Origin of the sequence: Faecalicatena contorta, assembly GCF_021531995.1 — a bacterium.
Classification (GTDB): domain Bacteria; phylum Bacillota; class Clostridia; order Lachnospirales; family Lachnospiraceae; genus Dorea_A; species Dorea_A contorta_A.
This window is the reverse complement of the sequence record NZ_JAFBIZ010000024.1, coordinates 25,822-32,561: the sequence shown is the minus strand read 5'-3', so window position 1 is coordinate 32,561 and position 6,740 is coordinate 25,822. Positions and strand designations below refer to the sequence as shown.

General features: G+C 47.0%; 8 protein-coding genes. All 8 read left to right on the top strand.

What is annotated here, in order from left to right; all coding sequences use genetic code 11:
* Positions 1–381 (top strand): RidA family protein (locus JQM82_RS05120; RefSeq protein ID WP_235248969.1); only part of this gene is annotated, 381 nt, incomplete at its 5' end.
* A 105-nt stretch (positions 382–486) separates the two neighbouring features.
* Positions 487–723, top strand: a complete 237-nt coding sequence (locus JQM82_RS05115) for a hypothetical protein (RefSeq protein ID WP_235248968.1) — start codon at positions 487–489, stop codon at positions 721–723.
* A complete protein-coding gene (locus JQM82_RS05110; RefSeq protein WP_235248967.1) occupies positions 701–1,528 on the top strand; it encodes a formate/nitrite transporter family protein in 828 nt (275 codons plus the stop codon). Before JQM82_RS05115 ends, JQM82_RS05110 begins: the two co-directional genes overlap by 23 nt.
* A gap of 228 nt (positions 1,529–1,756) precedes the next feature.
* Positions 1,757–2,782 (top strand): molybdopterin-binding protein, encoded by a 1,026-nt coding sequence (locus JQM82_RS05105; protein ID WP_235248972.1) that lies wholly within the window; start codon positions 1,757–1,759, stop codon positions 2,780–2,782.
* A gap of 10 nt (positions 2,783–2,792) precedes the next feature.
* Positions 2,793–3,821 carry an XdhC family protein gene (locus JQM82_RS05100; protein ID WP_235248965.1) on the top strand — a complete coding sequence of 343 codons (1,029 nt, stop codon included), beginning with the start codon at positions 2,793–2,795 and terminating at the stop codon, positions 3,819–3,821.
* Positions 3,822–3,886: 65 nt separating this feature from the next.
* A complete protein-coding gene (gene moaA, locus JQM82_RS05095) occupies positions 3,887–4,852 on the top strand; it encodes a GTP 3',8-cyclase MoaA (protein ID WP_235248964.1) in 966 nt (321 codons plus the stop codon).
* A gap of 4 nt (positions 4,853–4,856) precedes the next feature.
* Complete coding sequence (locus tag JQM82_RS05090; protein ID WP_235248963.1) at positions 4,857–5,792, top strand: MOSC domain-containing protein; 936 nt, start codon at positions 4,857–4,859, stop codon at positions 5,790–5,792.
* 109 nt (positions 5,793–5,901) lie between these two features.
* Positions 5,902–6,708: a molybdate ABC transporter substrate-binding protein gene (modA, locus tag JQM82_RS05085; protein WP_235248971.1), complete on the top strand. Its 807-nt coding sequence runs from the start codon at positions 5,902–5,904 to the stop codon at positions 6,706–6,708.
* Positions 6,709–6,740 lie beyond the last annotated feature (32 nt).

Here is a 6,740-nt window from a genome sequence, read left to right as displayed (position 1 = left end):
AAAGTAATCAGTACAGAAAAGGCACCATTAGCAATCGGACCATATTCACAGGGAATTAACACCGGGAATCTGTTATTCCTCTCCGGACAGCTTCCAATCTGCCCGGAAAAGGGAGATATTGTAGCAACAGACATTGAAGGACAGACCAGACAGTCCCTGGAAAATGTAAAAGCGATTCTGGCATCTGAGGGATGTACCATGGACAATGTTGTAAAAACGACTGTTTTTTTGAAAAATATTGCAGATTTTGCAAAAATGAATGGCGTATATGCAGAGTTTTTCAGTGAAGGTAATTATCCGGCAAGATCTGCATTTCAGGTAGCAGCGCTTCCAAAGGATGCATTGGTTGAGATCGAAATCGTTGCTTTGAAAGAGAACTAAGATGATGGATATGTTGATAAAACTGGTACCTGTCGCCGGAGTGCTTGCGGCATGTGATAGAAGACATGCGGGGAGTATTAAAAAACAAATAAAGAGATAAAAAGATTGGTAAAAAAACCTTCCGGCGTGGAAGGTTTTTTTCAATTTTATGAAAAGCCGGTATGGCTGTCTGATCAGCTGCTCCATGACATATTTCCATATAAAAGGTCATTTATAGATAATGGAAATGCTATGGAAGATGCTCTTGTAAAACTGTTCTGGTTCTTCTACAATATACAGTATGAAAAAGAAGAAATTATAATACAGGGGGAATGTAAAGATGAATCTTTTTTCACCGGCTGAAATTGCGAGAAACTATATCAATGTCGGAAAGGGCAAGGTCAATACGCCGATCCCAAAGATGCTGCTTCTGGCAGTCATGGCAGGTGCATTTATTGCGCTTGGCGGTGTGGGTGCAACGACAGCCGCTGTCGGTGTGCAGCCTGCATCTGTCGGGAAGCTGATGGGGGCATGCATCTTCCCGGGAGGTCTTACCATGGTGCTTCTGGCAGGAAGTGAGCTTTTTACCGGCAACTGTCTGCTTACGATTCCACTTCTGGAGAAGGAGATCAGGTTGTCCGAAATGCTGAAAAACTGGGTTGTAGTATATGTCGGCAATTTTATCGGGGGGATTCTGGTGGCGGCAGGGATCGTATATTCGCATCAGATCAGCCTGTTTGACAATGGGATGGCAGTATCAGTAATCTCTACAGCAGCGGGAAAGTGTACGCTTGGCTTTACAGATGCACTGATCCGTGGGATTTTCTGTAATTTTCTTGTGTGCATCGCTGTATGGGTGTCTTTCGCAGCCAAAGATGTAGCGGGCAAGATTATCGGTCTGTTTTTCCCGATCATGATCTTCGTTGTCTGCGGATTTGAGCACAGCGTAGCCAATATGTATTACATAGGTGCAGGGCTGTTCGCCAAAGGAATTCCGGAATATGCGCAGGCGGCTTCTGAAGCAGGCGTGAATCTGGATGTGATTACATGGGGACATTTTCTGGGGACGAATCTGATTCCGGTAACAATTGGAAATATCATTGGGGGAGGCATCTGTGTAGGATGTGTATACTGGTTCCTTTATCTGAGAAAAAAGGATGAAAAATAAGGGATAGAAAAAGCAAAAAAGTTGTCTGGACAACATATAATAGCATCTGTTTTTGCTATACTGATGTTGGCCGTAAAAAGAGAGTTAAGAGGAATTGTGGTAAGTTCATGGTATCGTATCGGATGGCCAGGGATGTTATAGCAGTTCCTTTTCTATTTATAGTAAGTTTTTATATTGGATCAAGTAATTATCGTTGAAATGGGAACGGATAAAGGAGATGGAAGAAAGATGAAGCTGGTAAAAACAGAGGATGCAGTTGGACAGGTATTGTGTCACGATATTACACAGATCATAAAAGGAGTGACAAAGGATGCGGTATTTCGGAAAGGGCATGTGGTGACCGAGGAAGATATACCGGTTCTTCTGTCTGTGGGAAAGGAAAATCTGTATATCTGGGAAAAAGAAGAAGGAATGCTGCATGAAAATGAAGCTGCGGAGATTCTTCGAAGGATCTGTCAGGGTAACGGTATGCATCCATCGGAAGTGAAAGAGGGAAAGATTGAACTGATTGCAGATATCGATGGTGTGCTGAAGATTGATGTTGAAAAGTTGAATCGCATCAATTCACTGGGTGAGATGATGATTGCCAGTCGCCATGGGAATTTCCCGGTCAGAAAAGGAGATAAGATTGCAGGTACCAGAGTCATTCCTCTGGTGATTCACGAGGACAAGATGAAGAAGGCAGAAGAGGTTGCAGGAGAGGAGCCGATCTTTCAGATTCTGCCTTACGGAAAGAAAAAAGTCGGGATTGTTACAACAGGAAGTGAAGTATACAAGGGACGGATTCAGGATACATTTACCCCGGTGATTCGGGAGAAGCTTGCAGAGTATGGAATTACAGAGGCCGAGCAGGTGATCTGTGATGATGATCACAGAATGATTACCGGAGCGATTGAAGAGATGCTTGTCAAGGGCTGTGACATGGTGATCTGTACAGGCGGCATGAGTGTGGATCCGGATGACCGCACTCCGCTTGCGATCCGGAACACAGGCGCCGATATCGTGACGTATGGAGCACCGGTGCTTCCGGGAGCGATGTTCCTGCTGGCATATTACCAGGGGGATATCCCGGTCATGGGACTTCCGGGCTGTGTCATGTATTCGAAGAGAACGATCTTCGATCTGGTCCTTCCAAGAATCATAAGTGGAGAAAAACTGACAGCAGAGGATCTGAATGGTCTGGGGCAGGGCGGACTGTGCCTGTCCTGTCCGGTCTGTACATTCCCAAACTGCGGTTTTGGAAAGGGAAGATAGGTGAACCGGAATGAGAACGTTATTTGAAGCGATGGAGCAGACCGCTTCGAACACACGGAGAATGGTTCTTACAGTTCTGGATGAGAAGATCCCGGCAGAAAAAGTGTTGGCAGTGGATGGAAAAATAGTCTGGGAAAGCAGAGAAAATGGTTTTTTCCGGCAATATCCAACAGAGATCGAGGGACTTACGGAAGGTGGACTTATCGATCTGGGAGAGTCGCAGGTGTTCTGTGATGTGTTGGGAGAAGATACGAAGATTGTCATCTGTGGCGGAGGACATGTATCTATCCCGGTGATCATGCTGGGCGTGATGATGGGCTGTGAAGTGACGGTTCTGGAAGACCGTCCGACTTATGCAGACCATGCAAGACGTGCAGGAGCAACACAGGTGATCTGTGAACCTTTCGAAGAAGGGTTGGAAAAGGTTGCGGGGGATGCGGGAACGTATTTTGTGGTTGTGACCAGAGGACATCGATATGATCAGATCTGTCTGGAGAAGATCGCACAGAAGGAACATGCCTATATCGGCATGATCGGAAGTCGCAGAAGAACCAGAATGGTAATAGAGACGCTGAAGGAAAAAGGGATCAATCCGGAGGTGCTGGATGGTGTCTATACTCCGATCGGCCTGGATATCAAGGCCGAGACACCGGTGGAGATCGCAGTTGCCATCATGGCAGAGATCATAGAAGTGAAAAACCGAAAGCAACGTTCCGGCGGATATACAAAAGAAATCCTGAGAGCGATTATGGATCGGGGGACGGATACCGGACGAAAAGTGCTTGCGACGATCGTATCCAGAAAGGGCTCCGCACCGCGAACGGTCGGAACGAAGATGCTGATCCTTCGGGACGGAAGATGTGTCGGAACAATCGGCGGAGGCTGTATGGAGGCTAAAGTGGTGCAGAAGGCACTTGCCATGGCTTCGCAGGGAAAGCCGGAGGTTCGTATCTGTCAGGTAGATATGACAGGAGAAGATGCGGAAGAAGAAGGTATGATCTGTGGTGGAGTGATCCGTGTATTGCTGGAATTGATATAGCAGGTAACCGCGAGACAAGTTTGCAAATGTCTGATTGATATAAATATGAAAGGAAAGATACAGGAATGCTGGACGGACATGGAAGAAACATCAATTATATGAGGATTTCGATCACGGATAGATGTAATCTGCGCTGCCGGTATTGTATGCCCGATGGGATTTCCTGGATTCCGATGGAAGAGATCCTGACCTATGAAGAACTGGAGCTTCTGGTAAGAGAAGCGGCAGAACTGGGAATTCGAAGAATTAAAGTCACCGGCGGCGAACCGCTTGTAAGAAAAGGCTGCCCATCCCTTGTAGGAATGCTGAAGCGGGTTCCCGGGATTGAGCAGGTAACACTTACGACCAATGGCGTATATCTTGCGGAATATGCCAGAGAACTGAAAGAAAACGGACTGGATGCGGTGAATGTCAGCCTGGATACATTGAATCCGCAGCATTTTCGGGAGATCACCGGAAGAGATGAACTGCATCGGGTACTGGAAGGACTGGATGCGGCGTTTCAGTATCAGATTCCGCTGAAGGTAAATGCGGTTCTTCAGAAGGGGAAAAATGAAGAGGAATGGCCGGAGCTTGCATCCCTTGCAAAGGAACGCAGACTGGATGTCCGGTTTATTGAGATGATGCCGATCGGATACGGGAAAAAGTATGAATCGATCGCCAATGAGGAGATCCTTCGACAGTTGGAAATGCAGTATGGACCACTTGAGAAGGATGACAGAATTCATGGCAATGGCCCGGCGGTGTATTACCGGGTGCCCGGATATCAGGGAAGTATCGGATTCATCAGTGCAATTCATGGAAAGTTCTGTCAGTACTGCAACCGGATCCGCGTGACATCCACAGGAGACATCAAATCCTGCCTGTGCTTTGAGGACCGGATCTCTGTAAGAGATGCGCTGAGGGCAAAGGATACACAGAAAGTAAGAGAACTTCTGGAAACTGCCATTCAGAACAAACCGGCGGTACATCGGTTCGAGGAGCGGGATATGATAACGGAAACACAGGAAATGTCATCCATAGGAGGATAATAATATGGGAGAATTAAAAGCCATCTGCATCAGCGAAAAACGCGGGACGCAGAAGAAAGAGATCCCCGAAGCAAGAGTGCTTGTGGACTGGGGAATTGAAGGAGACGCACACGGCGGCAAGTGGCATCGTCAGATCAGTCTGCTTGCAGTCGAGAAAATAGAGGAATTCCGCAGAAAAGGAGCCGATGTGGAATTTGGAGCATTTGGAGAAAATCTGATCATCGAAGGATTCGATCTTCGAAACCTTGCCGTAGGAACCAGATTTCAGATTGGCGAAGTCATTCTGGAACTGACGCAGATCGGGAAGGAATGTCACAGCCACTGCGAGATCTATAAGAAAATGGGAGACTGTATCATGCCAAGAGAAGGAGTATTTACCAAAGTGCTCTGTGGCGGAGTGATTCGAAAAGGTGACCCGGTGGAGCTGATTCCTCCGGCCCCTGACAGACCTTATACGGCTGCGGTGATTACCTTAAGCGACAAAGGATATGCGGGAGAGCGGGAAGATAAAAGCGGACCGCTGATCTGTGAGTTGCTGCAGGATGCCGGTTACGAGATCGTAGAGACGTTTCTTCTGCCGGATGAGAGAGTGCCTCTGGAACGTCAGATGATCCGTCTGGCTGATCAGAGACAGGTGAATCTGATCCTTACGACCGGAGGAACCGGATTCTCCGCACGTGATATTACACCGGAAGCGACGATTGCAGTGTGCGACCGAATGGCAAGAGGAATTGCAGATGCCATTCGGGGATATTCTATGAGCATTACTCCAAGAGCAATGTTCAGCCGGGCAGAATCAGGAATTCGTAAGAGTACATTGATTGTCAATCTGCCGGGAAGCCCCAAAGCAGTACAGGAAACTCTGGAATATCTTCTCCCTGAGCTTCCGCACGGACTGGGAATCTTAAGGGGCAGTGAGGGAGAATGTGCGAGAAAGTAATCACATTTACATGTGGATCAGAACCATTCAGACAGTTTTATCGGAAAGAAAAAAGATGAAAAAGAGAACGATTATGAAAAGACTTACAGCAGCACTGCTTGTAGCCACAATGGCAGCAGGAATGATGGCCTGCGGCGCCAAAGAGGAAGCTGCAGATGCTGAGCAGACGGAAATCCAGGTGTTTATCGCTGCCAGTCTGAATACGGTTATGACAGAGCTTGCGGAAATGTACAATGAAGAGCATCCGGAAGTAACAATTACTTATAATGCAGACAGCTCCGGAACATTGATGACACAGATCGAAGAAGGATATGAGTGTGACATTTTCTTCTCCGCTGCACAGAAACAGATGGATCAGCTGGAAGAAGACGGACTTGTTGTAGACGGAACCAGAGCGAATGTAGTCAACAACCAGGTTGTAGTTGTAACATTGAAAGACAGTGACACAAAAGTAACCGGACTTGAGAATATCGGTGAAGCAGAAAACATTGCTCTGGCAGGAGGAAGCGTTCCGGTTGGAAAGTATACCAGACAGGCACTGGTAAACCTCGGCGTTCTGGAAGAAGTAGAAGATGTCTCAGCTATTACGACACAGGAAGTATCCGATGCACTTGGCGGAGTGGAGATCAGCGAACAGGATAACGTAAGTAAAGTACTTTCAGCTGTAGTAGAAGGTTCCTGCGAAGTCGGAACTACATATTATTCTGATACTTATGGATATGAGGATGATCTTACGATTCTGGAAACAGTAAGTTATGATCTGACCGGAAATGTCATCTATCCAATCGCTCTGATCAGCAATTCAGAAGCAGATGATGCACAGACAAAAGCAGCAGAAGATTTCCTGGCATTCATTCTGTCAGACGAAGCAAAAGCAGTGTTTGACGCATATTACTTTGATACAGACGTAGAATAAGACAAGGTGCCTGCGGCAGCCGGAGGGAGGAG

Excerpts from the sequence above, each read along its gene's own strand:
- moaA (WP_235248964.1), top strand. The coding sequence starts at position 3,887 with ATGCTGGACGGACATGGAAGAAACATCAATTATATGAGGATTTCGATC.
- JQM82_RS05100 (WP_235248965.1), top strand. The coding sequence starts at position 2,793 with ATGAGAACGTTATTTGAAGCGATGGAGCAGACCGCTTCGAACACACGG.
- JQM82_RS05090 (WP_235248963.1), top strand. The coding sequence starts at position 4,857 with ATGGGAGAATTAAAAGCCATCTGCATCAGCGAAAAACGCGGGACGCAG.
- JQM82_RS05105 (WP_235248972.1), top strand. The coding sequence starts at position 1,757 with ATGAAGCTGGTAAAAACAGAGGATGCAGTTGGACAGGTATTGTGTCAC.
- JQM82_RS05110 (WP_235248967.1), top strand. The coding sequence starts at position 701 with ATGAATCTTTTTTCACCGGCTGAAATTGCGAGAAACTATATCAATGTC.
- modA (WP_235248971.1), top strand. The coding sequence starts at position 5,902 with ATGGCAGCAGGAATGATGGCCTGCGGCGCCAAAGAGGAAGCTGCAGAT.